The 26,544-nt window shown below is 66.3% G+C and carries 28 protein-coding genes and 1 pseudogene; 14 read left to right on the top strand and 15 right to left on the bottom strand.

The genetic code is table 11. The features are described 5' to 3' along the window. Positions 1-37: 37 nt before the first annotated feature. The 4 genes from LDB05_RS17850 to LDB05_RS17865 all read right to left on the bottom strand — a co-directional run bounded on the left by LDB05_RS17850 (position 38) and on the right by LDB05_RS17865 (position 3,002). On the bottom strand, positions 38-1,462 hold the full coding sequence (locus tag LDB05_RS17850; protein ID WP_226005322.1) for a universal stress protein: 1,425 nt from the start codon (positions 1,460-1,462) through the stop codon (positions 38-40). A gap of 107 nt (positions 1,463-1,569) precedes the next feature. After that, positions 1,570-2,205: a deoxyribose-phosphate aldolase gene (gene deoC, locus LDB05_RS17855; RefSeq protein WP_226005323.1), complete on the bottom strand. Its 636-nt coding sequence runs from the start codon at positions 2,203-2,205 to the stop codon at positions 1,570-1,572. A gap of 110 nt (positions 2,206-2,315) precedes the next feature. Beyond that, positions 2,316-2,750 (bottom strand): PIN domain-containing protein, encoded by a 435-nt coding sequence (locus LDB05_RS17860; protein ID WP_226005324.1) that lies wholly within the window; start codon positions 2,748-2,750, stop codon positions 2,316-2,318. Further along, positions 2,751-3,002: an AbrB/MazE/SpoVT family DNA-binding domain-containing protein gene (locus LDB05_RS17865; RefSeq protein WP_226005325.1), complete on the bottom strand. Its 252-nt coding sequence runs from the start codon at positions 3,000-3,002 to the stop codon at positions 2,751-2,753. A 134-nt stretch (positions 3,003-3,136) separates the two neighbouring features. On the opposite strand from LDB05_RS17865, the gene LDB05_RS17870 reads away from it, so the two are divergent. The 9 genes from LDB05_RS17870 (at position 3,137) to LDB05_RS17910 (ending at position 11,859) form a co-directional block, all read left to right on the top strand. After that, positions 3,137-3,985, top strand: coding sequence for an RNA ligase family protein (locus tag LDB05_RS17870; RefSeq protein WP_226005326.1), 849 nt, complete (start codon positions 3,137-3,139; stop codon positions 3,983-3,985). A 180-nt stretch (positions 3,986-4,165) separates the two neighbouring features. Further along, positions 4,166-5,050: a hypothetical protein gene (locus tag LDB05_RS17875; protein WP_226005327.1), complete on the top strand. Its 885-nt coding sequence runs from the start codon at positions 4,166-4,168 to the stop codon at positions 5,048-5,050. 359 nt (positions 5,051-5,409) lie between these two features. Beyond that, complete coding sequence (locus LDB05_RS17880; protein ID WP_226005328.1) at positions 5,410-6,705, top strand: RICIN domain-containing protein; 1,296 nt, start codon at positions 5,410-5,412, stop codon at positions 6,703-6,705. A 249-nt stretch (positions 6,706-6,954) separates the two neighbouring features. After that, positions 6,955-7,968, top strand: a complete 1,014-nt coding sequence (locus LDB05_RS17885) for a ribose 1,5-bisphosphate isomerase (RefSeq protein ID WP_226005329.1) — start codon at positions 6,955-6,957, stop codon at positions 7,966-7,968. A gap of 110 nt (positions 7,969-8,078) precedes the next feature. Then, positions 8,079-8,900, top strand: a complete 822-nt coding sequence (locus tag LDB05_RS17890; protein WP_226005330.1) for a DUF63 family protein — start codon at positions 8,079-8,081, stop codon at positions 8,898-8,900. 118 nt (positions 8,901-9,018) lie between these two features. Next, positions 9,019-9,906 carry an ATP-dependent ribose-1-phosphate kinase gene (locus tag LDB05_RS17895; protein WP_226005331.1) on the top strand — a complete coding sequence of 296 codons (888 nt, stop codon included), beginning with the start codon at positions 9,019-9,021 and terminating at the stop codon, positions 9,904-9,906. Between the two features lie 139 nt (positions 9,907-10,045). Further along, positions 10,046-10,348 carry a HalOD1 output domain-containing protein gene (locus LDB05_RS17900; RefSeq protein ID WP_226005332.1) on the top strand — a complete coding sequence of 101 codons (303 nt, stop codon included), beginning with the start codon at positions 10,046-10,048 and terminating at the stop codon, positions 10,346-10,348. 117 nt (positions 10,349-10,465) lie between these two features. Further along, positions 10,466-11,194 carry a guanosine phosphorylase gene (locus LDB05_RS17905; protein ID WP_226005333.1) on the top strand — a complete coding sequence of 243 codons (729 nt, stop codon included), beginning with the start codon at positions 10,466-10,468 and terminating at the stop codon, positions 11,192-11,194. 77 nt (positions 11,195-11,271) lie between these two features. Further along, entirely contained in the window at positions 11,272-11,859 is a 588-nt protein-coding gene (locus LDB05_RS17910; RefSeq protein WP_484549596.1) for a DUF8173 domain-containing protein, read from the top strand. A gap of 56 nt (positions 11,860-11,915) precedes the next feature. Here the strand turns inward: LDB05_RS17910 and LDB05_RS17915 are convergent. After that, positions 11,916-12,767 (bottom strand): annotated as a pseudogene (locus LDB05_RS17915) (universal stress protein); the annotation flags it as partial. Positions 12,768-12,955: 188 nt separating this feature from the next. Between LDB05_RS17915 and LDB05_RS17920 the strand changes: the two are divergent. Beyond that, positions 12,956-13,714, top strand: a complete 759-nt coding sequence (locus tag LDB05_RS17920; RefSeq protein WP_226005335.1) for an Lrp/AsnC family transcriptional regulator — start codon at positions 12,956-12,958, stop codon at positions 13,712-13,714. Between the two features lie 76 nt (positions 13,715-13,790). On the opposite strand, the gene LDB05_RS17925 is transcribed toward LDB05_RS17920, so the two are convergent. Beyond that, entirely contained in the window at positions 13,791-14,597 is an 807-nt protein-coding gene (locus tag LDB05_RS17925; protein ID WP_226005336.1) for an HNH endonuclease, read from the bottom strand. Between the two features lie 115 nt (positions 14,598-14,712). Between LDB05_RS17925 and LDB05_RS17930 the strand changes: the two genes are divergently transcribed. Next, complete coding sequence (locus tag LDB05_RS17930; RefSeq protein WP_226005337.1) at positions 14,713-15,402, top strand: amphi-Trp domain-containing protein; 690 nt, start codon at positions 14,713-14,715, stop codon at positions 15,400-15,402. Between the two features lie 50 nt (positions 15,403-15,452). On the opposite strand, the gene LDB05_RS17935 is transcribed toward LDB05_RS17930, so the two are convergent. After that, positions 15,453-16,190, bottom strand: a complete 738-nt coding sequence (locus LDB05_RS17935; protein ID WP_226005338.1) for a DUF547 domain-containing protein — start codon at positions 16,188-16,190, stop codon at positions 15,453-15,455. Positions 16,191-16,306: 116 nt separating this feature from the next. Here LDB05_RS17935 and LDB05_RS17940 point away from each other — a divergent pair, with 116 nt between their 5' ends. After that, positions 16,307-17,326 carry an AI-2E family transporter gene (locus LDB05_RS17940; protein ID WP_226005339.1) on the top strand — a complete coding sequence of 340 codons (1,020 nt, stop codon included), beginning with the start codon at positions 16,307-16,309 and terminating at the stop codon, positions 17,324-17,326. A 29-nt stretch (positions 17,327-17,355) separates the two neighbouring features. Here the strand turns inward: LDB05_RS17940 and LDB05_RS17945 are convergent, their stop codons facing one another. From LDB05_RS17945 to LDB05_RS17955, 3 genes are read right to left on the bottom strand one after another with little or no spacing between them, the layout of a single operon-like run. Further along, entirely contained in the window at positions 17,356-17,880 is a 525-nt protein-coding gene (locus LDB05_RS17945; RefSeq protein ID WP_226005340.1) for a winged helix-turn-helix transcriptional regulator, read from the bottom strand. A 52-nt stretch (positions 17,881-17,932) separates the two neighbouring features. Further along, entirely contained in the window at positions 17,933-18,238 is a 306-nt protein-coding gene (locus tag LDB05_RS17950) for a heavy metal-binding domain-containing protein (RefSeq protein WP_343232919.1), read from the bottom strand. A gap of 6 nt (positions 18,239-18,244) precedes the next feature. After that, positions 18,245-18,676: an SPW repeat domain-containing protein gene (locus tag LDB05_RS17955; RefSeq protein WP_226005341.1), complete on the bottom strand. Its 432-nt coding sequence runs from the start codon at positions 18,674-18,676 to the stop codon at positions 18,245-18,247. A gap of 213 nt (positions 18,677-18,889) precedes the next feature. Here LDB05_RS17955 and LDB05_RS17960 point away from each other — a divergent pair, with 213 nt between their 5' ends. After that, on the top strand, positions 18,890-19,237 hold the full coding sequence (locus tag LDB05_RS17960) for a DUF7471 family protein (RefSeq protein ID WP_226005342.1): 348 nt from the start codon (positions 18,890-18,892) through the stop codon (positions 19,235-19,237). Positions 19,238-19,382: 145 nt separating this feature from the next. Beyond that, positions 19,383-20,351 carry an AAA family ATPase gene (locus tag LDB05_RS17965; protein WP_226005343.1) on the top strand — a complete coding sequence of 323 codons (969 nt, stop codon included), beginning with the start codon at positions 19,383-19,385 and terminating at the stop codon, positions 20,349-20,351. Here LDB05_RS17965 and LDB05_RS17970 read toward each other — a convergent pair. Genes LDB05_RS17970 through LDB05_RS17990 form a run of 5 tightly spaced genes read right to left on the bottom strand, consistent with a single transcriptional unit; the run spans position 20,337 to position 26,434 of the window. Then, positions 20,337-21,716, bottom strand: a complete 1,380-nt coding sequence (locus LDB05_RS17970; protein ID WP_226005344.1) for a hypothetical protein — start codon at positions 21,714-21,716, stop codon at positions 20,337-20,339. The genes LDB05_RS17965 and LDB05_RS17970 overlap by 15 nt on opposite strands. Next, the gene (locus LDB05_RS17975; protein ID WP_226005345.1) at positions 21,713-23,035 is read right to left on the bottom strand and encodes a DUF58 domain-containing protein; all 1,323 of its coding nucleotides are present in this window, start codon (positions 23,033-23,035) and stop codon (positions 21,713-21,715) included. Before LDB05_RS17975 ends, LDB05_RS17970 begins: the two co-directional genes overlap by 4 nt. Then, the gene (locus LDB05_RS17980; protein WP_226005346.1) at positions 23,032-23,709 is read right to left on the bottom strand and encodes a DUF7269 family protein; all 678 of its coding nucleotides are present in this window, start codon (positions 23,707-23,709) and stop codon (positions 23,032-23,034) included. Before LDB05_RS17980 ends, LDB05_RS17975 begins: the two co-directional genes overlap by 4 nt. Next, positions 23,706-25,346 (bottom strand): DUF4129 domain-containing protein, encoded by a 1,641-nt coding sequence (locus LDB05_RS17985; protein ID WP_226005347.1) that lies wholly within the window; start codon positions 25,344-25,346, stop codon positions 23,706-23,708. The genes LDB05_RS17980 and LDB05_RS17985 overlap by 4 nt, the downstream gene beginning before the upstream one ends. After that, positions 25,343-26,434, bottom strand: coding sequence for a M48 family metallopeptidase (locus LDB05_RS17990; protein ID WP_226005348.1), 1,092 nt, complete (start codon positions 26,432-26,434; stop codon positions 25,343-25,345). Before LDB05_RS17990 ends, LDB05_RS17985 begins: the two co-directional genes overlap by 4 nt. Positions 26,435-26,544: the final 110 nt, after the last annotated feature.

The raw sequence follows: 26,544 nt of genomic DNA on the forward strand, positions 1-26,544 counted from the left end.
GGGTTACTTCCGCATTCATTCTCACCACCGAGTCCCGCTACCGGCGGCGACCGCGGTGGACGATCGCCACGTCCGCCTCGAGATCGCTCAGCTTCTGGAACGTCGGCGGGGAGACGAACCGCGAGGCGGCCGACCGGTCGGTGCTCGAGCCGACGAAGACCACGTCGTATCGCGGTGCGACCCGCGAGAGGTAGTCCTCGACCGCCGCGGTGACCACGTGCGTCTCGAACCGGCCCGAAAAGGCGTCAACGAGGTCCGCCAGCGTACTCTCGGCGGCCCGGCGGCGGGACTCGCTGTCGATACACGTACAGACGCTGATCGTCCGGTCGGACTCTGCAACCCGAATCGCGAAATCGAGCATCGCGCGCGCGGTGTCGCCGGCACCTCGAACCGCCACGAGGCTGTCCCGCCATCGGCGTCGCGAAGTTCCGTTCGATCGAAAGGCGATGACGTCGATCTCGCTGTCGAACAGCCCCGTGATGAACGACGAGAGACCGCCGCTCTCCCGCTCGCCGTACGGCGTGACGATGAGATCGCAGTTTTCCTGCCGCGCGGTCCGGAGGACCAGTCCGGCGGAGGCCCCACCGTCGGCCGCGACGACGACCTCGCAGGGCACGTCGTACGCCGCCTCGAGATCCGAGGCGAGGGACTCGAGACGGCGACCGACGTCGGTGGCTGCGCGTTCGGCCGGCGTCGTCGCTTCGTCTCCACTATCCTCGTCGGCTCCGTCTTCCCGTCCGACGGCGTCCTCGTCGACGACGTCGAAGAGCACCACCTTCCCGGCGTCGTGCGCGCCGGCGATCGAGGCGGCGAACCGCGCGACCGACTCCTCGCCGTCGCCCATCGGCACGAGCACGTGATCGTCGCCGCTGGTCGTCTGATAGAGGAAGCGAGCGCGCTGTTCGTAGAAGCGATCCCGCCAGAGGACGAAGGCGGCCGCGACGAACGAACTCGAGACGACGATCCCGAGGACGTACGCGAACTGCGCGTTCCCGGTGACGAGCACGAGCAGCGCGGTCGAGAACGCCGTCGGCTCCTCGAGGTCGAGCGCCCAGGTGCAGGCGCCGGTAAAGAAAATGCCGAGGGCGGCACCCGATGCGCTGACGCCGCCGCCGTCCAGCCCGGCCGTGGTCGTGAGCTCGAGCGCGAGCCAGCCACAGAGCGCCCCGACGGTCATCCCGCCGACGAATTTCGTCGGCGTCGCGTACTTCCCCTCCGGATCCGCAAAGAGCGTGTACGTCCCGGACGCGAGCGGCGGGAACAGCAGGAACGAGATCGGCCCGGCCACGTTCGCCACCCACGTCACCGCGGCGATCAGCAGCGGGACGAACACCAGCACCGAGAGGTGGACGAGGTTCCCCGTGTGCTCGAGCCACCGACCGAACGAATCGAGTTCGCGCCGCTCCAGCCGTCGGAGCCGTCTCGCGAGCGCGTAGAGTCGCGCTCGGACCCGCTCGAGCATATGCCCTCCGTTGGTGACGGCTCGACCAAAACTGTTCGGCTTCGATGGGACCTGCTGGCGGCTCGTCGCTGTGGTTCGTTCAGTTCACCGGCGGTAGCCAGGCTCCGTTATTCGGGTGCGCCCTCGAGAATGTCGACCCCGCTCGAGGCGCCGATCCGTTCGGCACCGGCCTCGAGCATCGCGATCGCCTCGTCGTAGCTGCCGACCCCGCCGCTGGCCTTGACCGGGAGGTACTCGCTCATGAGTTCGACGTCCTCGAGGGTGGCGCCGCCGTCAGAAAATCCGGTCGACGTCTTGACCATCGCGGCGTCGGCCGCTTCGGCGGCCTCGCAGGCCCGCCGCTTCTCGGCGTCGGTCAGGAGTGCGGTTTCGATGATCACCTTCACGGGGATCGGCACGGCGGCGACCAGTTCCGCCAGTTCGGCCCTGACTGCGTCGTCCTCACCGGCTTTCAACCGACCGACGTTGATGACGACGTCGAGTTCGTCCGCGCTGTCCTTCCAGGCCGCGACACCCTCCTTTCGCTTCACCTCGGGGGCCTGCTGCCCGTGCGGGAAGGCGATCACCGTCGCGAGCGTTACGTCGGGAGCGTGCTCGGCAGCCATTTCGACCGCGTAGGGCGGGATACAGGCGTTCATTCCGTGTTCCGCGGCCGCATCGAGGACGCTGCGGACGTCGGCGGGCGTCGTCTCGGGGCCGAGGACGGTGTGATCGATCAGGGGGGCGAGTTCGCTACGGTCCATACCCCTCTCGAGTCGCCGGACGGCCAAAAAGGTCGCTTACTGATTTGGCGACTGGCTCTCGAGAGTCAGTGGTTACTTTAGCGTAGCCGCATCCGAGACACCGTTCGGTATCAGTTCGGATCGTACGGGTTCGTCGCCGTGTCGAGGCGATAGACGTCCGCGGCTGCATCGAAGTCGTCGTCGAACGCGTACAGATAGCCCAGTCCCTCCGTTTGCATGTACGCGATCAGACACGCATCGACGAAGGAGAGCGGTTCGTGCTGTCTGAACAGTGCTTTCCCCGTCGCGAGCGCGTCCGCGGTGAGCGAGTCGATGTGGAAGCGAGCGTTTCTCTCGAGGCGATTGAGGAGGTCGACGGCTGCGTCGTGGCCGGCATGGGTGACCAGGCCGTTGAGCGTTTCCGCGAGTACGTAATCGAGGATGACCGCTTCCGGAAGGGACCCATCGTCGATTCCTCGGAGTATCGGAAGCGCATCGTCGTGAGCGCTATCTCGTCGATAGGCCGCTGCAAAGAGAACGGTCGTATCGAGTAGTACACGTGGCATCTACTCGACATCGACGCCCCAGGCGTCGTGTTCGGCAGCGACGTCGGTTGTTTCCTGCCCATCGTATCCATCGAACCCGGAGAGCGTTCCCGTTTCCTGCTGGACGACCCGAACGCGGACGCTCCCGTCGTCTTCGAGCTGCCACCGGAGCTGATCGCCGTCGTCGATCCCGAGCTCGTGGCGAATCCGAGCCGGGATGTTCGCCTGATTTCCCGACACCTTGCTTTCGGCGTCAGTTCGATCGCTGCTCATGTTCTACGAAACGGGAGTTGCCGTGAAAAGCCTAGTGTGTCACTACACTACTCTGTCGGAGCCCCTAACTCCGCCGTAACTCGAGCGCCCGAGCAGAGAGTTGAAGCCACTAGAACGTGTGTCTCAGATCACACGTGAAGGAATACCCGTCCATCCCGCACGCCGCGAACGCGCCAGACGAGTGCTTCGATGACGGGCACCTCTGGCTCCTCGAGAAGATCGACGGCGCGCAGCTTCGGTTTCAACTGCTGGAGTCGGGGCTTATCCGGTTCGGCGATCGGGATCGGTGGTATACGGATCCGGCTGCGATTCCCGACCCGTACCAGCACGCCGTCCGTCACGTTCGGGAGCGCCTCGATCGGGACGCGCTCCGACGCGCCGTCGACGACGTCGAGACCATCGTCTTCTTCGGCGAGGCGACCCACCGGCACGCGATCGACTACGACTGGGATCGGCTGCCGTCGTTCCTCGGGTTCGATATCTGGTCCGCCGAGACGGACCGATTCTACCCGCCCGATACAGTCGAACGGATCTTCGATCGGATCGGGCTCCGACCGGTGAACGCCTTCGAGCGGGAGCGTCACACCCGGGATTTCGATCCGGAATCGTACACCGTCCCGCAGTCGAAGTGGTACGACGGCCCGGCCGAGGGTGTTATAATCCGGAACAAACGCGGGCAACGGGCAAAGCTACTCCACCCGACCGTTCGGGACGTCGACGAGTCGGTTCCGGTCGACGCAGCAGCACCGGCGCTGGCCGCCGAATACGCGACCGACCGGCGGATCCAGAAGGTCGCGACTGAACTCGAGGATCGAGGGCATCCCGTCACGTTCGAGACGCTTTACGAGCGAGTCCTCGAGGATATCGTTCGCGAAGAGCACGCGCAACTCTATCGCGGAGACGGGACCGTCGATCTGGAACCGTTTCGGTCGGCGGTCGGGAGGCTAGTCCGACGGTTTCTCGAAAATCGGCACGGCCGGTGACCCGCCCGTCGAGGCGATCACCGGAATCGTCGTCACTCTGTTCGAGATCTCGTCCCGCTGCGAGCCCTGCAATATCGAATTCCAGCATTGGACTGGTAGATGATTATAATCTATAATAAATAAAATTATAATACCAACATAGTATGATTTAATCCCCTCCGTTGCATACTCCTATTTGCAATGATTGAAGAGAAATCACGTCGGAAATTTATAACGGGTGCAGCGACAGCAGTCACGGGACTCGGAGCGCTCGGAGGGACGGGAACCGTCGCCGCCGACGACGTCGACATCCCTCTCTCTACGTCCGGTGACGACTGGACGGTCGGCGTCTCGGCCGAGCAGTACGATACGTCGGACCAACAGGGTGCACGCCTCGAGGACGTCTACAGCGGCGACCGATCGAATATCGTCGTCGACGGTCTGGATACGGTCGTTTACGACGGATCCGTAACGCGGAACGCCCGGAGAGACGCGTCGTCCAGCGAGGTGAACGTGACGACGTCGTACGTCACTGAAGCGTACATGTCCGCGATGGTGCCCGTCGCGGACGGGACCGTCGATCTGTACCAGCTGGCCCTCGTAGCCAAGGACAGGCCCGCGATCCTTCTCGAGAGCGAGGCCACGATCGACGCGAGCGGCGATTTCACGTTCTTTACGATCGCCACCCCCACGATCGGTTCCGACGGGGGGGCAGACAACGAGGCGTGGCTGACCGATCGGGACGGGTACGACGTCATCGTCGCCGCCCACGACGGACAGTACGTTGCCTTCGCCCAGCGACAGGACTGGCGGAAAGAGTTCGACGGGCAACGAATCGGCACCGTCGACGGCAAGACGGCCTGGGACGACATTTACACCGATAACGACGGGTGGATCGACAGCAACGAGTCCAATCAGGGTCGTATCGACGTCGGCGTCGGACTCTACGGTGGCGACGTCGACAGCCTGTCGTGGCTGACCGGAATCGGAATCGGCGGGAGCGAGGACGAGGCCGTCTCGAACGCCGTCTCCGTGGTCGACAACGGGTACGAGTCGGAACGCGAGAAGTACATCCCCTGGTCGTAACGCGACGGGTATCGACCACTCCCCGTGAACCACCGGGGAGTGCTGGTTCAGCGCGATTCGTCCGGACGACCCGAATCGATTCCGACCCGATTTCTTGTGAGTTGGCTTCCCCATCCGGACCGGATCGAGATCCCCCTCCAATGAGGGGCCGTCGACGTTCGACAGCACACTGCTCTCCACGCGCGGGCTGTGTCGGTGTGACTTCTCTGTGAGACTCGAACCCGGATCCGAAGTCGTTCGGCGACGAGGTTCCGAACCCGGTTAGCGGCCCGACGGGGTGTTCACATACCCATATGAATTTTCATGAACGACCAAAACTTTAATCATTATGAGTGTACTTTAGGGGTCGAGGGGTCCGAATGATAGACAACAACACGCAATCATCGACAGGGGAATCGAGCGCTGATTCAGAGACGGACAACACGACTGTAGACGGTGGGGGCCGCGACCTCGCACGCCGGACACTTCTGAAAGCCACCGGTACTGCTACGGCGGTGGCGACCGGTATCGGGGCGTTCTCCGGCAACGCGGCAGCACTCAGCTGTGGCGACTACCTCGACGCCCCGAGCGGGTATCCGCACCTGAACTACGGGCGGCTCAACGGTATCCGGTCGGGCATGAAATACCGGTTCGTGAACGCCCACAGCGGAAACGTCCTCGACGTCTCGAACGCGTCTCCGGACGACGGCGCGAACGTCCACCAGTGGGCCTGGGCCGACGGGGACAATCAGGTCTGGCGACTCGAGCGCGTCGCCGACGGCCAGTACAGATTCGTCGCCGAACACAGCGGAAAGGTCCTCGACGTCACAGGCGGGTCCGCCGATAACGGAGCCAATATCCACCAGTGGGAGTGGGTCGGCAACGACAACCAGAAGTGGCACGTGGACTCGGTCGGCGACAACGGTGAACACCGGTTGCGGGCCGCTCACAGCGACAAGGTCGCCGACGTCTTCGATGGGTCCACGGACGACGGCGCGAACGTCCACCAGTGGGGCTGGCACGGCGGCGACAACCAGAAGTGGTTCCCCGAGTTCGCCCACAACGACGGGACGCTGCTCGTCTTCACGCACGGCTGGCTCGAGGAGATCGGCGGAAGCGCCGAGGATCAGGCTTACAACGCGGAAGTCGCGCTTCGCGAAGCGGGCTACGATGGCCCGGTCATCGGCAACGAATACGACTCGCTCGACCTGGACTGGTGGGACGCCACGGACGAGGCCGAACGCGCCGGCCGCATCTTCGGCGACTGGCTGGCGCGGTTCCGCCAACGTAACCCTTCGACCACCGTCCGGGTCATGGGCCACTCGCTGGGCGCGATGATGACACTATCTGCACTGAACCGGCTGGCCGATCGCGGAGAGTGGATCCACTCGTTGGACCTGGTGGGCGGTGCCGTCGACCACGACTCTATCGGCGATACCTGGACGAACGGCGTCGAGAACGCCGTCGGCGAGGTCCACAACTATCACAGCTACAACGATAGCATCCTCGACGTCATCTACGAGGTCGGCGAGTGGGACGACGCACTCGGCTACTCCGGTGCCGAGGGGTGGACACCCGACAACTATTCCGACCACGACGTCTCCGACGACGTCGGCTCACACTGCGAGTACTTCAAACGCGGCGGCTGTATGCACCGCGTCGTCGCCAACTGGTGAGGCGGGGTACTCGACTGACCACCAAACCCACCCGGAATACGTCCGTTGGGCCGTCGAAGAAGCCTGTTTCGTCACGGGACGGTCTCACCCGAACCTGTGGCTACCGTGTCAGACACCGCAGTCGCTGGAGATCTCGAGGTGACCTCCTGATTGGCAATCACCGTGATGATTCACTGGTCGGGCCGCCGGATTTCGTTTCCGGGTACGGCCGACAGCATCCTTTTCAGCGTTGCCATGTAACCGATCCACATGGACGAGGGCGAACCCGGCGTTGTTCCGGCCATCGAATCCACCGCCGAGGACATCGCCGAGATGCGGACTCGCGGTGCGGCGACGATTGCAGACGCAGCCGCGGCGGCGCTGGCGACCCAGGCCGACCGATCCACCGCCGAGACTCCGGCGGCGTTCCGACGGGAGCTACGGGCCGCCGCCAGAACGCTCTACGAGACCCGGCCGACCGCGGTGAGCCTCCCCAACGCGCTCCGGTACGTGCTTCGCGGCATGGACGGCGACACCGTCGCCGACCTCCGGGCGTCGACCATCGCCCGCGCCGAAGCGTTCCAGCGCGATCTCGCGCGGGCCCAGGAGACCCTCGGCGAAATCGGCGCGAACCGGCTCCAGGACGGCGACGTCGTCATGACCCACTGTCACTCGACGGACGCCCTCTCGTGTATCGAGGCCGCACTCGAGGACGGGAAAGCCCTCGAGGCGATCGTCAAGGAAACACGACCCAGGAAACAGGGCCACATCACGGCGCGGCAGTTGCGCGAGTGGGACGTCCCGGTGACGCTAATCGTGGACAACGCGGCCCGCCGCTACCTCGACGGGACGGATCACGTGCTCGTCGGGGCCGACAGCATCGCGGCGGACGGCAGCGTGATCAACAAGATCGGGACGAGCGGGCTGGCGGTCAACGCCCGCGAGCGCGGCGTGCCGCTGATGGTCGCGGCCCAGACGATCAAACTTCATCCCGATACGATGACGGGCCACACCGTCGAGATCGAACTGCGTGACGAGAGCGAAGTGCTGACCGACGAGGAGCGAGCGTCGATCGTCGATTCCGAACCGACTGGTGGGGACGATGGCGAACGCAGCTCCGAGACGGACGGGCCGCTGACCGTCGAGAACCCTGCATTCGACGTGACGCCGGCGCGGTACGTCGATGCGATCGTCACCGAACGCGGCCAGTTCCCGCCGGAAAGCATCGTGACGCTCATGCGCGAATTATTCGGCGAGACGACCGGCGAACCCTGGGAGGCGTGATCTCACGCGGGCCGCGCGTCGCGATCACTGTCGCTCCCCACGATAATTTTCAGCAGTACGATCCGTCGATAATCGGAAAGTGTTAGTCACTGGTGTAAACTATACCCCCTATGGTGTTACCCGAGGGGTTCGTCGTTCCACCGTGGTATCTGGTGGTGCCGGTTCTCGTTATTCTCGGCGGTATCATCGCTCTCCTGTGGGCGCTCGAGCCGCCGGTGACCGATCGAACGGTGATCGCCTTCGCCCCGTGGATGATGTTCGGTGCGACCCTTCACGTCCTCTACAAGATGGGCACGTTTCCGTCGAGCATCGAGCCGCTGTTTACCGCGCCGATGGTGTATGCGGTCACGGCGGTGGTCACGGGACTCGTCTGGATTATCGGCGTGTTCCTCCACGTCGGCGGCCTCCAGGAAACGATCTCCCGGTTCGTCGGTATCACCGGCACGGCGTTTTTCACCGTCTTCGCGATGTTCGCGCTCTTCCTCAGCCTCGAAATCGGAACGCTCGCGCCGTTCTGGCCGGTCATCGCCGTCGTCGTCGCCGGTATCGTGACCGCGATCGCCTGGCTCGCACTGGGCCTCTGGTTTACCGACGTCGCGGCGACGACGGGCGCGACGGGCGTGCTCGTCGTCTTCGGCCACACGCTGGACGGGGTCACGACCGCGATCGGATACGATATCCTCTCGGCCACCGAGAACGTTCCGCTCTCCTTGTTACTCCTCGAGGCCGGCGGATCGTTACCGACTGCGGAATACATCGGCGCCGGCTGGCTGTTCGTCCTCGTCAAGGTCGGACTCGCGATGGTCATCCTCGGACTGTTCCGAGAGTACGTGGAGGAGCAACCACAGCAGGCCCGACTACTCCTCGCGTTCGTCGCCGCGGTCGGGCTCGGACCGGCCGTTCACAACACTCTGCTGTTCACCGTCGCCTGAGACCGGGATTCCACTCGGCGGTATCGACGAGTTGGAAGTGTGGCAAACCGCTCGGCGAAACCCACCGTGCAGTCACCTAGACTTTTGCCTCGCGGGATCGTTCGCTTCCTAGCATCGAATGGATTCGGTTACGGTACTCACCGCCGGCCACGTCAACTGGGACGTGACTCTTCGGGTCGACAGGTTCCCCGAACCCGACGGCGAGGCGTCGATCCGCTCGCAGCACCAGTCGGGCGGCGGGAGCGCTGCCAACGTCGCCGCGGCGCTCGCCGGCCTCGAGATCGAGGCCGAACTGATCGGCAGCGTCGGCGACGACGATCACGGCCTCCTCGCGCGGCGAGAACTCGAGGCCGCGGGCGTCTCCCTCGACGGCCTGCGAGAGATCGAGGGGGCCGAAACGGCGGTCAAATACCTCCTCGTCGACGAAACGGGAGAGGTCGCGGTGCTGGGAAACGACGGCGTCAACGAGGCGGTGACGCCGGACGACCTCGAGCCGGCCCGGATTCGGGCGGTCGATCACGTTCACCTCACGGGCCAGCGACCCGACACGGCGGCCGCGATCGCGCGGATCGCGAGCGAGGCCGACGTCCCCGTCAGCTTCGATCCCGGACGCCGGCTCGGGGATCGGGAGTACGGCGAGGCGATCGCGCTCGCGGACATCCTCTTCGTGACCGATCGGGAGGCGAGGGCGCTGTTCGGCGTCGACGGGATCGACGGGGCGGCCCGCGATCGGATCGTGATCGTCACTTGCGGTGCCGACGGCGCGGAAGCGTACACGCCCGACGGCACCGCCGTTCACGGGGGCTTCGACGTCGATCCCGTCGATACCGCCGGTGCGGGGGACGCCTTCGCGGCGGGATTTCTCGCGGCGTGGCTCGAGGAGCGCGATATCGACCGCGCACTCGCGCACGGGAACGTGTGCGGCGCAGTGACCGCCGGCCGCGACGGTGCGCGGAGCGCGCCGACGGCTGATCGCCTCGAAGACGTTCTCAGCCGGCAGTCGTAACCGCGGCGCCGACCGATCGATGCGGCCGATGGAATACGCTGGCGTCGGGTGCTTCTCACCCGGTGTCGTCTGACGGTAGGTATATGGGCGGCGACGTTGCCAACTGGAATGAACGGTCACGATACCGTGACTGAGAGACATGACGGAAGGAAGGGTAAACGACGCTCACGGCTGCGGTCTCAGACGCCGCATCCAGTACGAGCGACGAGTGGACGAACCGCCGAGCATCGCCGCTGCGATGGCACTGGCCCGCTACCACGGAGACGACGTCACTGCGGCCAGCACGCAGCTCTACGATTACATCGATCCGGACGCGCTCGATGCCCTCTTCGCCGAGACGAACCGCGGTGATGCCCGATCGGAGGGGCGCGTCGAGTTCGAGACCGACGACGCGGTGGTCACGATCCGACCCGAGCGCGTCGAGGTGTCTTCGGACACCTGACGGTCGAGCATAGCCGATCGGTGCGGGGTGGGGTGGCGTCGAGGATCGCCGAACGCGTCGGTGGTTCCTCGGCCCTTCCTCGAACCTTTTTTCTCACCGCCCGCGGAAGGCGACGGTATGGCGACCCAGCCACACTTACTGGTCGACGACGGGGACCTGACAGACATCGCGCTCATTCCGGGCGATCCCGGACGGGTCGATCGCATCGCCGACCACTGCGACGAGTCGGAGACGATCGCGCAAAACCGCGAGTACAAGGTCGTCAACGCGACCTACGAGGGACGGGAGCTGACGATCTGTTCGACGGGGATCGGCTGCCCCTCCGCCGCGATCGCCATCGAAGAACTGGCCAACGTCGGCGTCGAGACGTTCATCCGCGTCGGGACGACTGGGGCGCTCCAGTCGGAGATCGAAATCGGCGACATGATCGTCGCGACCGGCGCGGCGAAAAACGAGGGGACGAGCAAGCGCTACGAGGCCGCCGAATACCCCGCGGTGCCGGACTACGACGTGTTGTCTGCGCTGGTCGACTCCGCCGAAGCCAACGACGAGGACGTCCACGTCGGCCCCATCGCCTCCGACGACGCCTACTACGCCGAGACCGACGCGTACGTCGACGACTGGGAAGCCGCCGGTATGCTGTCAGTCGAGATGGAAGCCGCCGCGGTCTTCTCGCTGGCCCGCCGCAAGGGACTCCGAGCCGGCGCGATCTGTACCGTCGACGGCAACCTCGTCGAAGGCACGCAGAAGGGTACCGACACCGAAGACGACGAACTGCCCGAAAAGGCGAAGAACAACGTCGGCCGTGCGATCGATCTCTCGCTCGAGGCCGCGACCACTCTCTAACCGGCGATCATTCGTTGCAGTCGTCGCCGAATACGCACCCGAAACTGATTTATTAGGTTTGTGCGTTCGGTCAATTAATGAATGTCGGTTATCTGTCTGATCGCACGAGTGGTACCGTCGCCGTGTTTGCGCTGGTGACCACGGCTATTCTCGCGCTCTCAGGTATCGTTTCGGCCCAGCCCTCGAGTGGTGGCGGCGAATTCAGACCGGGCGCCTACATCGGTCTTCAAATCGTCGTCGCCTTCCTGATAAACGGACTGCTCGGCGGGGCGCTCGTCGCCGTTGGTCCGTCCTACGCGACCCAGACCGTAACGGAAATCCGGGACGATCCCGGCGGGGCATTCGTTTGGGGCCTTCTCGTCGGAATCGGTGTTCCGATTGTGTTCTTGCTCCTCGCGATCACGATAATCGGACTTGTCGTCACGATTCCCGGGTTGATCGCCGTCGGGATCGTCGGCCTGATCGGCCACGCGGTCGCGATCGTCTGGGTCGGGACGCTCGTCAGCCGCGGGGACCGCGTCGGCGGGAAAGCCGCCGGGCTGGGCGCACTGGTGCTCGCGGTTATCAGTGCGATTCCAGCTCTCGGCGAGTTCATCATCACCGTCGTCGGCTATTTCGGGATCGGCGTCGTCGGTCGGCGGCTCTACGTTTCGCGGGAAAACTGAGCGAACGACTGTCGGTGCCGCGACTGAACTGTACCGGCTCGAGCGACCCGCCACGTCTACTCCTCGGAGCGCCCGAACAACCGTTCGCGGAGCGATCGCTCCGTCGGTCGTTCGGCGAGCAGCACGGAGCACTCGAGGTCGTCGACGACGTCGTAGACGAGCGAACCGCGGACGAGCCGGGAGAGCAGCCCGCGTTCCGTCGCGCCGATGATCACGAGCGTCTCGTCGGCGGCTTCGCGGGCGATCGCGGCTTCGACGTCGCCGGAGGTGTCGACGGTCAGCACGGCGTCCCCGATGTCGTGGTCGGCGGCCCACTCCGTGAGGAACGCTTCGCCGGCGTCGCGTTCGCTCTCGTCGTCGACGACGTGGAGCAGGTCGATCGAAGCGCCCGTCGCCGAGCGCAGCGCCCTCGCGACTTCGGCGCTGAGGTCGGAGTCGGGGCCGCCGGCGGTCGGCAGGAGGATCCGGCTGGGGTCGTAGCCCCGGTCTTTCAGCACGAGGAAATCACACGGGAGGTCGTGGGCGAGTTCGTCGAGCGGTTGCTCGGCGCGACCCGCCGCCCACGGTCGGTCCCCGCCCCAGCCCATCACCACCTGATCGGCGTCGTGTTCGCGGGCGGCGTCGAACACCTCTTCGAACGAGCGGTGGGAGATTATCGTCGTCGTTTCGATCGGTGCATCGTAGGCTGCGGCGTGTTCGCGGGCCCGCTCGAGCAGTTTCGCGGACTCGGCGTCGATCCGATCGAGGTGTTCGCCGGCGCGCTCCAGCGGCGTCTGGTCGGGGACCTGCACGATGTGGACCGCGTGGACGATGCCGTCCCGTTCGGCGGCGAGCGTGCTTGCGAGCTCGATTAGGTGTCGTTCGGTGCGGGGGTCAGCCAGGGGCACGAGCACGCGGTAGCCGTCCGAACGCTCCGGGTCGCCCGCCGTCTCGCTCATTCGTGTCACCCGTTTCGCGACGGAGTGCAAAAAGAACTCGCCGGGATCGACACCGCGTCTCGGGCCGTAATCGATGGTTTCGGGACCGCGACCGCCGGCCGGCGACTGCCGGTGTGGATCGGTATAGCATATAGTGTCCGACCGATAACGAGGCTCGTATGGACTATCGACTCGACGAGATCGATCGTCGAATTATACACGCGCTGATGGCCGAGGCCCGGAACACGTCGGCTCCGACGATCGCGGAGGACGTCAACGTCTCCCCGGGAACGATCCGAAACCGCATCGCGCAACTCGAGGAGCAGGGCGTCATAACCGGCTATCACGCGGCCATCGACTTCGAACAGGCCGAGAGCTATCTTCCGAATCTCTTCATGTGTAACGCCCCCGTCTCCGAGCGCGAATCGATCGCCACACAAGCCCAGATAATCCCCGGCGTGATCAACGTTCGAGAGCTGTTGACCGGTCGCCGAAACCTGCACGTGCTCGCGGTCGGGGCCGATACCGAGGATCTCCGCCGGATCGCCCGCTCGCTCTCGGATCTCGGGCTCGAGATCGAAGACGAAGTCCTCGTCCAGAACGAAACGACGCAACCGTACTCGCCCTTCGGACCAGGGAACCAGACGCGCGAGGCCATGCTGACGGACTTCATCAGTCTCTCGGGCGACGCCGAGGTCGCCGAGGTGACGGTCGATCGAGACGCCCCGGTCGCCGGTACGAGCCTGCAGGAGGCCGCCCGCCGCGAAACGTTCACCGACGACACGCTCGTGATCGCGATCGAACGGGACGACACCGTGTTGACCCCCCACGGAGACACGGAAATTCGACCGGACGACATCGTCACGGTCTTCTCTCGGAACGGCGTGACCGAGGAGACGATCAAAAGTTTTCGCTCGAGCGAGACCGCTGACACCTGACGGAGTCGCGAGCGAGCGCCGGCTCCCGACTGCTGTCCCTATCCGGAAAGCCGCGCCGTTCACGGCGCGGAGACCGTCACGCCGTGAGCCGCTCCGCCAGCGCCGTCGTCCGATCGGTCAACGTCTCGGTCGTCTCGGAGGCTCCCTGGAGCCGTTCGTTGACCGTCGCGAACAGCCGGTCGAACGCGAGGGTACTGTCCTCGTCCTGCCAGTCGGCCGTCTCGCGGGCCTCGAGGCCGCAGGTCGGACACCGCTCCCCCTCGAGTGGGTCGAAACAGCCGTGACAGCGCTCGAGACCGGTCGCGACGGTTTCGCTCAGCGCGACGACCTCGCGCAGGGTCGACTGCAGGTCGGCCGCTGCGTCGGAGAACGCTGCGAGCGCCGTTCGAACCTCGGGATCGTACGCGTCGTCGTCGAGGGTCGACAGCCGCTCGAGGCGGGCGTCGACGACGGCCACTGCGAGCAGGATGTCGCGTCTGTCCCGGCGGTACTCGGCGAGCGTGTCGTCGACGTCCGCGTCGGTCCCGTCGTCGAGAGCGGACTGGAGGGTCGACGGGAGCGAGGTCGCGAGCGACGTGAACTCGGCGACCGCCGAGATCGTCGTCCCCTGCAGTCGGGTGGTCTCGCGGACGAGTTGAAACAGGTCGTCGGCGGCCATCGACTCCGTCCTCTCGGGTTCTTCGAGCGTCGCGAAACAGTCCGCACAAACGGTGACGAGCGCGCTCTCGTGGACCTCCCCCTCGAGGGGAACGTCCCCCACGGGGTAGAGTCGGAGCGCGGTCGATTCGTCGTCGCCGTCGGCGTCGGTCCCGCAGTGTCGACACGTGAACGCGTCGCGGTCGAACACGGCCTCCCGGTCGGCACGCCAGTCGCGTGAAGTCACGGGCGAGCGAAGACAGCGCGTCGACAAAAACGCTCCGACAGTGTCCGGTCGACGGGCGTCGCCGTCGCCCCCGGTAGTGCGAAATATTAACCCACAGCCTGCGGTACGTTACCGTATGAACGATTCGCCGGACGATACGGATCGACCGGAAGCGTCGGACGAAGCGGAAGAAACTGAATTCGAACTCGAGCGCGGATACGACCGCGCGGACCTCGCTCCCGTCTTCCGCGAGTTCGCCACCGCGTTCGAGGACGGACGGCCCGTTCGCCTGAACGGGGAGGATCGAACCGTCAGGATCGCCGTCCCGGAGCGAGTCACCGCCGCCTTCGAGGCCGAACTCGAGTCCGACGGCGAATCGTCGGTCGGCGAACTGGAACTGGAACTCGAGTGGGACGACGCCGACGGCTCGAGCGTTCGCGTCGCGGACCGCGACTCTGCCGGCGACGACGGCGAGGATCGCGAGTCAACTGACGCGACGGACGTCGACGCCGCGACGGCAGTGATGCCGCTCGAGGGGGTGGCGGACCGCGGCGGTGCGGGCGAGGACGCCGATGCGGACGGGGCGGCGGTGACTGCGGACGTCGAGGGCGACGCGAGTGCGGAGGGATCGAGCGAGTCCGGTCGAACCAGCCGGTTCGAGGTCTACGAGGACAAGGGCGGACAGTGGCGCTGGCGACTCGTCCACTGGAACGGGAACATCGTCGCCGACAGCGGCGAAGGCTACGCCTCGCGGTCGAACGCCGAACGAGCGGCCCGGAGCGTGATGCGGAGCGCACCGACGGCGACGATTCGGCGACTCGACTGACGACAGCCAGTACCGGCGACTCGGCGGCCGCGTCCGACTGCGATCGCGAGCTACGGCCGGACGTCGTCGGCGTTCAGATCGACGTCGAGCTCCGCGGATCGATCGACCCGTTCGTACTCCAGCGACGGCGTGGTGTCGGTCGGGACGGCGTTGTACTCCCGGAGGAATCCGATGATGCCGTACGTTCCGCCGAAATCGCCCCGATACTGCCGGAAGAGTCGCGGGACGGTCGCGGTGTTTTCGTCCGAGTCGTACGTGACGTTCTCCTCGAGGAACCACTCGATGGCGATGTCCAGGTCCTCGTCGACGTCTCGCGGCGAATAGACCGCGATCGGCGGACTGTGTTCGGTGTCGTGACCGAGCGCGAAGTGAACCCGCGGGTCACACTCCGCGAGGCGGAAGTGCCGTTCGAACGACGACGGGAACAACCGGGGGACGTAGCCGAAGCCCCACGGCTGCTTCGAACTGCGGAGCAATCCGTGTTCGATATCGTTGAGACTCAGCCAGACCCCGCCGACGGGGATTCGATCGCGTGCGAAGAACTTCCAGCGCTCGAGGAGTCCGCCATCGATCAGGTCGGGATCCTCCTCTTCCAACAGGAGTTGCGCGTAGGCGTTGTAACAGTTGAGCCAGAAGGAGAGTTTGTCCTCTCGGCTGGCGAGAGCCCGCTCTAGTTGCGATCGGTCGAGCGCCGCCAGACGCTCTCGAAGCGGATCGGCGTCACCCTCGGTCTTGACGGTATACAGGAGATCGGCCGAGACCGAAAGGGGATCGAGCTGAGTCGACATTCGGGTCAAAATTTGCGAAGCAGGCCCTTGAAGCCGTGTCACGGGTTCGCACGACAGTCCGGACTGAGGACAGGTTCAGGCCGTGGTTTTATGCCGTCGAGACTGGAAATAATCGTGTGAATCTCAGCAAGGGATTTCTCCTCGTCCTCGTCGCCCTCTTCGCGTACCTCTCCTTGTTACTCGTCTTGCCGTTCTCCCAGTACGTCCTCGGTGCGATCCTCATCGCGTACGTCCTCTATCCCGCACAGGAGCAACTCGAGAACCGAGTGCCGCCGGCGATCGCCGCACTCGCGCTCGTGTTGCTCGCAGTCGCCGGGTTCGTCGTCCCGCTGGTCGTCATTATCGCGGCGGTCGCCAGCGACGCTCGGCAACTCCTCGAGCGCATCAACACCGACTCCATCGAGCTGGCCGAACTCGAGCGGTTGATGGAGGAACGGACCGGCCAGCGCGTCGATCTGCCGTCCGCGATCCTCGATGCCGCACAGAACGTCGGGTCGGTGTTTCTCGAGCGGTCGACCGAGTGGTTCAGCGCGGTGACGCACATCCTGATCGGGCTCGGCCTCGCGATCTTTCTCCTCTACTACCTGCTCAAGGACGGCGACGATCTGCTGGCCTGGATGCGGGAGCTGACGCCGCTCCCGGACGACGTCCAGGACGATTTCTACCGGCGACTCGACGAGGTGATGTGGGCCGTCCTCGCGGGTCACGTCCTGATCGCGCTCATTCAGGGCACCATCGCCGGACTGGGGCTGCTCGCGACGGGCGTTCCGAACGCCGCGTTCTGGACGTTCATCATGGTCATCCTCTCGTTAGTCCCGCTGATCGGTTCGTTCCTGATCTGGGGACCGGCCGTTATCTTCCTCTTCCTGACCGGCGAACCGCTGCTCGCGGCGGGGCTGTTCGCCTACAGCGTCGTCGTCGTCGGTCTCTCCGACGACTATCTCCGCCCCGTCCTCGTCGATCGGTACGCCGAACTCAACCCCGCCGTCATCATCCTCGGCGTCCTCGGGGGCGTCTACGCCTTCGGCGTCATGGGTCTGTTCTACGGCCCCGTCGTCCTCGGCGCGCTGATGGCGACGCTCGACGTGATGAACGACCACTACGATCGGCTCGAGAACGAACCCGGGATGAAGTAATCAGTCGACACTCTCCGCGAGCGGGCCGACTACGGCTCGCGCGTGCCCGCCAGCAACTCGTCGACGAGTCGCGTGAACCGATCGACGAGCCGATCGGGGACCGTCGGCGTCACCGTCGTCAGTAGTCGCCCCGTCGCCTCGGGCTCGGCGAGTTCGAGGCGCACGCGATTTCGGTCGTCGTAGCGCTTTTCGACGAGGTCGTGGTCGACCAGCCGGTCGAGGTGGTACTCGAGCGTGCTGCGGGCTATCTCGAGGGCGTCGGCAACCTCACCGGGTGCGGCCGGCTCGCGTTCGATCAGGTAGACGACGATCTCGCGGGCGGTCTCTCGGCGGAACAGTGCCAGCGCGGCCCGTTCCCACTCGTCGTACGTCGGAGGATAGTAGTGCGTTCGACCGTAGAATTCCTCGCGGACGAGCCGTCCATCCTCGCGGAGCCGCCGGACGTGATACTGGACTTGCCCCGGTGCAAAGTCCGACTCCCTGACGAGTTCGTTGAAGTGGATGCCGGCGTTCGCGCCGACGTGCGTCCGGATCTGTTGTCGAGTGTCGGTCATTGGTTCCCGCTGAGTCCGTACTCGGGCGTACCGGGTGCTAGCACGTCGGTGACTATAACGAGTTTCGCCCGTTCCCAACCCCCGGGAACTGCCGTCTACGATCCGCGGTCGCAGCCGACGAGATCATCCCGTCGGACTCGAGCGCCGCGATCGCTTCCGTTCGGCCAGTTTCGATGTTCTTCTCGTCTGACCCGCTCTGTCCACCGGCGTCTCGGACCCCGGTAGCGATGCCGCTGCCGACGGTCGACCCGATACATGCCTCTCCCGAGATCACGCCGCAGTACTCCGGTATCGCTCCGTCCTCGAATCCGTTCGAGACGTCACCTGCGTCGGAAACGGCGATCGCTTCGACTTCGATCGCGGCTCAGGCGCGAGCACGCGTTCGTTCGGGCGTGTCGGCCTTGCTATTCGCGTAGGCGTTGTACGCCGCGAGGACGGCGACGAGCAGGCCGGAGATCGCGGTGCCGGTCGCGAGCTCGTTGCTCCCCATCTCGATGATGGAGGGCGAAACGAGCGCCCACAGCCCCAGCAGGACGGTCAGCGATGCGACGCCGACGCTCGCCAGCCGGTCTTTCGACAGCCGGTAGAAGTTGTAGCCGGCGGTCAGGAAGATCGCCGTCCCGACGAGCGTGTCGTTCCAGGTCGCGGCGTCCGTCGACTCGAACAGGAACGGCGAGGCGACGAGGTAGAGACCGATCAGTGCGGCGAGGGCGCTCACCCATTGCATCGCGTCCGTGTTCAGGGAATTGTAGTCGGCTCGGGTATCGCGCTCCGGGTTGGTTGCTGTGTCACTCATGGTTCTTCGTCCGTCGGTAGCTCTCGTTCGAGCAAAACGAACGTGCCTGCAACTGTCTGGTAGCCGTTTTCTCCGGGTTTCGAGCCCTCGAGTCGGGTCTCATCGGGGCAGTCGAGCGTCGGCCGCGGCCGGAAAACGGTCGGTGAGGGCGATTCCGGCCGGAGACACCGAAGCGAATAGGTGGCTGTCGGCTCGAATAGGGGTATCGATCGTATGGTGGTCGCAATGTCGGTCGCGAGCGAGTGGCTGGATCCGCAGCTCGCACCCGTTCTCGTCCTCGTAATCGCCCTCGCAGTGCTGGGAACGACGGTGCTGTTCGTCGCCGGACTGGTGGCGTACTCCCGACGACGGACGTTCCGGTATCTGCTGATCACGGTCGTCCTCGGCCTGCTCGTCGTCCGGTCGGTGACCGGCTTCGGGACGGTCCTCGGACTCGTCCCGATGACGGTCCATCACCTCGTCGAACACGGCTTCGACTTCCTGATCGCGGTGCTGGTGCTCTACGCGGTGTACCGGAGCGGTCCGGCGAACGACGCGTTCAGAGCCGAATCCGACGACTAGTTCCGCCCTCCGGTCGCGATACGCACCTGTCAGGTCGTCTCGGCAACCGTCAGTATCGTCCTACTCGCCGCTACCGCCGCTACCGTTCGACACGTATATCGCTTAAATTCAGCATATCTAAGTTCCCGTAGGAACGGGTATCGATATGTCAGTCCCCGACGCCGCAGCGACAGCGGAGACCGTCGTCGACGAGATCCTCTCTGCAGTCGTCGCCGATCGAACCGTCCTCGAGGAGGTACTCGCCGGCGTGCTCGCCCGCGGACACGTGTTGCTCGAGGACGTCCCCGGAACGGGAAAGACGCTCACCGCACAGTCGTTCGCCACCGCGCTCGGACTGGAGTTCTCCCGGATTCAGTTCACGCCGGATCTGATGCCGGCCGACATCACTGGTTCGTACGTCTTCGAGGAGGAAACGGGCGAGTTCCATTTCACCGAAGGTCCGGTGTTCGCGAACGTAGTTCTCGCCGACGAGATCAATCGCGCGCCGCCGAAGACCCAATCCGCGCTGCTCGAGGCGATGGCGGAAGGGCAGGTGACGGTCGACGGCGACACCCACGAACTCCCGGACCCGTTCGTCGTCATCGCGACGCAAAACCCCGTCGAGCAGGAGGGTACGTTCGAACTCCCCGAAGCCCAGCGCGACCGGTTCATGGTGAAGACTTCGCTCGGCTATCCCGACGCCGACGGCACGCGCGAACTGATCGATCGCCGGGCCGACCGCGACCGCCCCGACCCGACCGTCGGGCGAATCGTCGACCGCGAACGCGTGCTCGAACTCCAGCGCGTCCCCGAGGGAATCGCAGTCGAGGAGCCGGTCCGGGACTACATCGCGGACGTCTGTCGGACGACCCGGACCGACGGTCGCGTCGACGTCGGCGTCTCGCCGCGGGGCGTCCAGCGGCTGTTCGAGGCGAGTCGCGCCCACGCCGTCCTCGAGGGACGCGAGTACGTCGTTCCGGAGGATATCAAGCGGATCGCCGCCCCGACGCTCGCCCACCGCCTCGTGTTGACGCCGGAAGCGAGCGTCGACGGCGTTTCTCGGCGTGCAATCGTCGACGCCGTGCTCGAGGACTGTGAGGTGCCGGCGATGGAACGGCCCTCAGCGGAACAGTAACCACGTTCCGCCGACGGTCGCCGTCACGGCGACGATCACGCCCGCCGTCGCCGGAACCGACAGCGTGGGCGCGAGGACCGCCGCCCCCGCGAGACCGACGACCGCGATCGGGATGCCGACGATCGCTACCGTCCCGCTCCAGCCGAGTCGCACGACCTGTGGTCGGCGGGACGCGTCGGCGCCGACCTCGACCGCGAGCGTCCGGCCGTAGCGACCGACGTCGTACGTGAACAGCGCGGCCGCGAGCGCGACGAACGTGGCCGCCCCCGCTCGGATCGTCTCGAGCTCGAGAGCGACGGTCTCGACGCTCGCACCGGCGACGATGCTGCCCCCGGCGAGCCCGGCGGCGAGCACGAGTTCGGGACGGGGGGCCGTTCCTCTCACGACCGCACCCTCGTAGAGCCACGCTGCCAGCCAGCCGACGCCGAGCACGACCGCCGTCGCGGCGAACAGCGCCGGCACGACGGTCGGGTCGGGGCTGCCGACGCCGGTCACCCCCGCGAACGGGAGGACGACCCCGAGGACCGAGCCGACGACGATCGGGACGGTGGGATTCTCTCGGCCGTTCGTCTCGAGCCACGATGCGCGAACGACGAGCCCGAGAACGGCCACCGCGACGGCCGATCCGGTGGCGATCGTCAGGAGGCCGCGAACGAGGGCACTGCCGGCGATCGGTTCGAGGAGCGGTCCGAACAACGCTATCAACGGGGAAAGCACCGTCAACACGGCAATCGCGATCACGATCGCGATCGCGATCCCCGCAGGCAGCAGGAGTGCGTTCAGCGCGTTTCTCGCCGATTCCCCTCTCGAGGGGACGGTAACGGCCGCCAGTGGAACGAAGAGGAGAGCACACGCGACTGCGGCGATCGCGACGACGAGTCCGACGAGCAGTCCCGAGACGCCCTTGCCGGGGAACCACAGGATCGCGTCGAGCATCGGCGCTGGGCCACCCTGCCCGTCGATACCGAACGCGAGTAACGCGACGCCGCCGGCGAGGACCGCCGAACAGAGCGCCGTTTCGCCCGTTCGACGGAGCGCGGACGGCGTCGGCTGGCCGACGACAACGCTACAGGCGGCAGTTGCGACGAGTATCCCCGTGACGCCCGTGAGAGCCCGGACCGGTCCACCCGCGAGGCCGACGACGCCGATTCCGCCGAGAACGACGATCGGCAAGAGCGTTGCTCCGGCCGCGATACGACGGTGGGTCCCCGCGAAGAGGCCCCCAGCCATCGCGACCCCGATCCCGACGAAAGCGCCGAGAACGACGATCGGATCGTGAACCGCCAGCGCGACTGTCCCGACGAGCGCCGCGAGCGCGATCCCCCATCCCGTCGTCGCCGGGACCCGGTCGTCGAGAGCGCTCATCGGCGTCCCACCTCCCCCGTTACATTGCGCAGGCGGACGCCCAGCGATTCGTCGCGGTCCCAGTCGAGGACGCGGGCCCCGGCCGTACGGGCTCGAGTGAGCCGCGTTCCCCGCTCGAGTGCCGCGAGCCGCGTCGCGACGTCGTCGGCGCCGGCGGTGACGTCGGGCGAGACGACGCGGACGGCGTACCCACGTGCGCGGAGTCCCTCGACGAGCTCGGTCGGTTCGTCGTCGATGAACGAGGAAAACAGGTACACCTGTGCTTCGCCGGGCAGTCTGCCGGCGAGGTCCGTCACGTCGGTTTCCGTTCGAGAATAGGAGAGGTGAATCGAGTTCGACGGCTCCCGTATCTCGTCCATCAGGCGGGACAGCTCCCGTCGCGTCGCCGGATCCGTGCCCGGGGCGACGGTCGTGAGATCGTTGTCGTGAACGGCGATGGCTCCGGTCGGGTGGCCCGCGGCCACGAGCGTTTCGAACGTTCGCTCGGCGGCCTGTGCCGAACGGGCGACGGCAGGCACGTTCGCAGTCGTCGCCGCACGGAACTGGCTCGAGCGAGCGTCGACGACGCAGACGATCCGCGTCGATCGCTCGGCGCGGTACTCGACGGTCGCCAGCTCCCGCGTGTTGGCGTATCGCCGCCAGTCGATCGCGCTCACCGGATCGCCGGGCTCGTACTCGCGGACGGAGTGGAACTCGATGCCGGTGCCGCCCTCGTCCGTCGGGACGTCGCCGGCGTAGTCGTTCGTCCCGTCACCGAGCGGAACCGTCTCGACGATCCGCGACGAGTCGATCGCGCCGTCGCCGGCGACGCTCGCCGCCCACGTCTCGGCCACCGTTCCCGTGAGATCGCGCGCTCGAACCGTGGCGTCGTCGAACGCGTGCTCGCCGCGCCGGAGTTCGACCTCGTACTCCAGGGTCGTTTCCTCGAGCGGCTCGAGGGTGACACACGCACGCGGGGAGCCGGCGATCACCGGTATCGCGTCGGGAACGCCGTCGACGATGCGCAGGTCGAGGATCGCGTCCGAGCCGGCGTTCTGGACGCTCGTTCGTACCGTGACGGTCTCGCCGGGGGTCCCTGATACCGGGCCTTCCGTTGCGGTCCCGTCGCTCGAGTCGTCCGAAACCGAGACCCGGCGCTGAACGCGGATCATCGCTTCCGGTTCGGTTCCCAGGACTGCCGCGGCGACGTACCACAGCGGGAGCGTGGCGGCGGCGACGAGCAGCTGGCTGCCGACGGCGATGCCCAGCCCCGCGAGCGAGAGCGTCGCCGCGACGGCCCACTCGCCGCCGTCGAGACGGTCGGCGGTCGGGCCGGTCATCCGTCCACCTCGGCGTCGACGTCTGCCGTCCCGTCGTCGATCGCCTCGATCGCCGCGAGCGTGCGACGGACGCGACGGACGTGCGCTGCGCCGGGATCGACGGTCGCGCGCAGCCGTTCGCCGAGCGGCTGGCGAACGTCGTCTGCGAGGAACGCGGCGGCGACCGGGTCGTCGGTCCACGTTCCCGACCGAACGGCGTCGCGAGCTGCATCGGCCGCGAGCCCGCGTTTCGTAGTGATCACGCGAACCACACCGTCGGTGAGCCGGCGACGAACGTCCGCGATCGACTCGTTTGGCCGACAGCGGTACCAGCCGTGTGCAGCGGCGGTGAGCGTTCGGTCCGCCTCTCGGCCGGCAGCGTGCTCCGTCGGTGTGGTAGCCTCCTCGGGCGGTGTTCCCTCGAGCAGCGGGGGAGCCCGCGATCGGTCGGCGGTCCACACTCGCCAGCACACGCCCGCCGCGATCACCACGCCGAGCACCGGGAGGAGTACTGCGAACAGGTAGAGCGGGGCGACGAAGAGCCGCACAGACGAGACGAAGCCGCCGAGTACCACCGCGGCGATGGCCAGAACGGCGCCCGCACTGACCACGACCGTCGCGAATCGTTCGGGGTCGATCGCGCCGATTCTGGCGACCGCTCGCTGCCACGGACCCGGAGCCGAGCGTCGGCTCACGTCGATCCCTCCTCGTCGTCCGGATCGTGGTCTCGCAGTTCTCGCACCGCGGCTCGAGCGGCGGTCACTTTGTCCGTCGATGGCTCGCGCCCGCCGTACTCGACGTCGCGAACGATCGCGACGAGCCGATCCACGCGATCGGCCGGGAACCCGGCGGCGAGCGCGTTGCGGGCTATCTCGCCCGGCGTCGCTGTCTCGCGGTCGTCTACCTCGAGTCGATCGAGGAACGCGTGCCACGCCGCCCGGATCTCCGCGCGCGGTCCGCGGGGTTCGAGGGGCCGAGCAGCCAGTCGGGGGCCGTCGTCTTCGGCTCCCGTCGGCTCGTCGCTCGCGTCGTCGTCGCTCGTCCCGAACAGATCCCCGAGTGACGACCCGCTCCGGTCGTTCGACGACCACGCGAGCGAGCCGAGCGACGGGAGCGTGCCGAACGCGCGTCCGAACGACGAGAGCGCCGGACCGAGCGACGGGAACTCGAAGCCGCCGACCCCGCCGAACTCGAGGCGCGGCACGGAGAACGACGGAGCCGATACCGACGGCAGGCTGAACTCGCTGAGGGTCACGGTCAGGGTGCGAAGCGCGTCGGCGAACTGCTCGAAGATATCCGCGAACGCGAGGATTATTCCGGCTGAGGAACTCTCGCGACGGTTCTCGCTGGCGGCGGCCAGCCGAAGGTAGGTCAGCACCACGCCGATGGCGAATCCCGGGACCAGGACGACGACCGCTGTCAACCGGAGGTAGAGGTTCCCGACGCTCGTCGTCGCGGTCTCCGCACCGACGTCGGCGGTCACGGTCGCCTCGTCGCTGATCGGCAGCCACATCGTCGCCCGACCGTCGCTGTCGGTCGACTTCCTCCCGCCGCTCTCGACGGAGACTGTCGCGCCCGAAACCGGTCTCCCGTCGGCGGATACCTGCACCGCTGCGGGTGATCCCGGGAACAACACGGGCGTGACGAACCTGACCGTCGGCTCGGCGACGTTGACGGTCCGATCCCCGGTCACCGGACCGCGTTCGACGTGAAGGTCCACCGGTCCGGCCGTCTCGGGCATCGTCACGGTCGCCGTGCCGTTGTCGTCGGTCTCCGCGACGGGTTCCCCGTCGAGCGTCACCGTCGCATCGGGGACGTTCGTCGATCCGACGGTCGCCGTTATCTCGAGGTCGCGGGCCGGAGCCGCACCGGTTTTGGGTTCGATCGTCGCGTCCGTGCGGACGTCGAACGTTCGCGATCGGTTCTCGTCGGGAACGGAAACCGTCATCTCCTCGTCGTACGGGACGGTCACGTTGGCTCTGCCGAGCTTATCGACCCGCGTACGGTTCCTGCCGTTTACCGCGATGGCGACGTTCGTAAAGTGATAGACTCCCCCGATGTCGACCGTCACCTCGCGTCCCGGTTCGACCGGCCCCTCGATCTCGATGTCGTCGGGTTGTGAGTCTCCGTCGGATCGGTCATCCCTGTCAGCCGACGTGTTCGCGTCGAACTCGGGAGTCGCTTCCATTGCGTCCCAGTCGCCGGCGACTGGCTCGCCGTTTCGGTCTCCGGGGCCGTCGATCCGCGGATCGGCCGCCGGAAGCGCGCTCGCGACCGCGAGCAGACAGCACAGGCAGCCGACGACGAACAGGAGGCGACGCGTCCCCGTCACGGTCCTCCCTCCAGTTCTGCCGCCAGTTCGGACAGGCGACGGACGCGGTCGTCGACCGCCGGGTGCGTCGGTGACGAATCGTCGGCGTCGACGGGGGTCGACGGCGTGGCGGCCTCGAGCCAGGCCGTGACCCGCTCTCGCCGGCGTGAGGCGTCCATCGGTCGCCGGATCGCGGGCAGCGACGTCGTGTCGTCGCCCGTGACGAGATCGGTCGGGACGATACACAGTGCGCGCGTTCTGGTCGTTCGGAGATCGGTCTCCGGCGTCGCGTCCGCCTCCGCGAGGGTCACCAGCGCGCTCGCGAGCGCCATCGGTTTCCCGGTGATCCGGGCAGCCGCGGCGTCCGCGGCGAACTCCCGCGACTGCGAGAGCGTCCGCGTCGCCCAGTCGGCGATCGTCGGGAACACCCACAGGATCGGCGCGACGAAGACGTACGTGAGCGCGACGAGCGGGAGAAACCAGTACAGCGCGATTCGACTACTGCTCGATAGCTCGTCCGGGTCGGCCAGTGCCCGGCGCGCGAGCCGGGCCGCGTGATACGCACGATCGGCGATCTCGAGGAACAGCGTCGTAACCGTCATCAGCGTCACGTCCCGGTTGGCGACGTGGGCGATCTCGTGGGCGAGTACGGCCTCGAGTTCGTCGGCGTCGAGGGAGTCGATCAGTCCCGTCGTGACGACGATCGTCGCGTCGGTGAGCCGGCCGACGGTGTAACAGCTCTCGGTTTCGTCCGCGACGACGCGAACGGTCGGCTCCGGAACGTCGGCCGTCATCGCGAGCCGTCGGACCGTTCGGGCGACCGCGTGGTCCGCGTCACCGGTGTCGCCGCGAGTTCCGTCGAGGACGCGCTGATAGCCGTAATACGTCTGTGCGGCGAGGAAGCCGACGACTACCACCAGTGCCGTCGCCCAGGACACCGGCAGCCGGAGGAGGTCGACGTCGACGGTCCCGTACCGGAGAAAGACGATCGTGCCGCCGACGAATCCCGGCAACAGGACGCCGTACGCCCACAGCACTGCGAGGACGAAGGCGGCGCTGACCGCAACGAACACGCCGAGAACGGCACAGATTCGCAACCGGAGATTCATGGAGGGAACTTGCTGGAATTCTAGACTCCTGAACCAAAAATTTTCCCAGATCGTTTCGTTCAGTAGTTACTATCTCCTGCCCGACTCGATCACCACCGGAGGTGATCGGC

Source organism: Natrinema salinisoli (assembly GCF_020405205.1).
Classification (GTDB): domain Archaea; phylum Halobacteriota; class Halobacteria; order Halobacteriales; family Natrialbaceae; genus Natrinema; species Natrinema salinisoli.

What these genes read in the sequence shown, in the direction of transcription:
- LDB05_RS17850 (WP_226005322.1), bottom strand. Translation starts at nt 1,462, where the DNA reads ATGCTCGAGCGGGTCCGAGCGCGACTCTACGCGCTCGCGAGACGGCTC.
- deoC (WP_226005323.1), bottom strand. Translation starts at nt 2,205, where the DNA reads ATGGACCGTAGCGAACTCGCCCCCCTGATCGATCACACCGTCCTCGGC.
- LDB05_RS17860 (WP_226005324.1), bottom strand. Translation starts at nt 2,750, where the DNA reads ATGCCACGTGTACTACTCGATACGACCGTTCTCTTTGCAGCGGCCTAT.
- LDB05_RS17865 (WP_226005325.1), bottom strand. Translation starts at nt 3,002, where the DNA reads ATGAGCAGCGATCGAACTGACGCCGAAAGCAAGGTGTCGGGAAATCAG.
- LDB05_RS17875 (WP_226005327.1), top strand. Translation starts at nt 4,166, where the DNA reads ATGATTGAAGAGAAATCACGTCGGAAATTTATAACGGGTGCAGCGACA.
- LDB05_RS17880 (WP_226005328.1), top strand. Translation starts at nt 5,410, where the DNA reads ATGATAGACAACAACACGCAATCATCGACAGGGGAATCGAGCGCTGAT.
- LDB05_RS17885 (WP_226005329.1), top strand. Translation starts at nt 6,955, where the DNA reads ATGGACGAGGGCGAACCCGGCGTTGTTCCGGCCATCGAATCCACCGCC.
- LDB05_RS17890 (WP_226005330.1), top strand. Translation starts at nt 8,079, where the DNA reads ATGGTGTTACCCGAGGGGTTCGTCGTTCCACCGTGGTATCTGGTGGTG.
- LDB05_RS17895 (WP_226005331.1), top strand. Translation starts at nt 9,019, where the DNA reads ATGGATTCGGTTACGGTACTCACCGCCGGCCACGTCAACTGGGACGTG.
- LDB05_RS17900 (WP_226005332.1), top strand. Translation starts at nt 10,046, where the DNA reads ATGACGGAAGGAAGGGTAAACGACGCTCACGGCTGCGGTCTCAGACGC.
- LDB05_RS17905 (WP_226005333.1), top strand. Translation starts at nt 10,466, where the DNA reads ATGGCGACCCAGCCACACTTACTGGTCGACGACGGGGACCTGACAGAC.
- LDB05_RS17910 (WP_484549596.1), top strand. Translation starts at nt 11,272, where the DNA reads ATGAATGTCGGTTATCTGTCTGATCGCACGAGTGGTACCGTCGCCGTG.
- LDB05_RS17920 (WP_226005335.1), top strand. Translation starts at nt 12,956, where the DNA reads ATGGACTATCGACTCGACGAGATCGATCGTCGAATTATACACGCGCTG.
- LDB05_RS17930 (WP_226005337.1), top strand. Translation starts at nt 14,713, where the DNA reads ATGAACGATTCGCCGGACGATACGGATCGACCGGAAGCGTCGGACGAA.
- LDB05_RS17935 (WP_226005338.1), bottom strand. Translation starts at nt 16,190, where the DNA reads ATGTCGACTCAGCTCGATCCCCTTTCGGTCTCGGCCGATCTCCTGTAT.
- LDB05_RS17945 (WP_226005340.1), bottom strand. Translation starts at nt 17,880, where the DNA reads ATGACCGACACTCGACAACAGATCCGGACGCACGTCGGCGCGAACGCC.
- LDB05_RS17955 (WP_226005341.1), bottom strand. Translation starts at nt 18,676, where the DNA reads ATGAGTGACACAGCAACCAACCCGGAGCGCGATACCCGAGCCGACTAC.
- LDB05_RS17960 (WP_226005342.1), top strand. Translation starts at nt 18,890, where the DNA reads ATGGTGGTCGCAATGTCGGTCGCGAGCGAGTGGCTGGATCCGCAGCTC.
- LDB05_RS17965 (WP_226005343.1), top strand. Translation starts at nt 19,383, where the DNA reads ATGTCAGTCCCCGACGCCGCAGCGACAGCGGAGACCGTCGTCGACGAG.
- LDB05_RS17970 (WP_226005344.1), bottom strand. Translation starts at nt 21,716, where the DNA reads ATGAGCGCTCTCGACGACCGGGTCCCGGCGACGACGGGATGGGGGATC.
- LDB05_RS17975 (WP_226005345.1), bottom strand. Translation starts at nt 23,035, where the DNA reads ATGACCGGCCCGACCGCCGACCGTCTCGACGGCGGCGAGTGGGCCGTC.
- LDB05_RS17990 (WP_226005348.1), bottom strand. Translation starts at nt 26,434, where the DNA reads ATGAATCTCCGGTTGCGAATCTGTGCCGTTCTCGGCGTGTTCGTTGCG.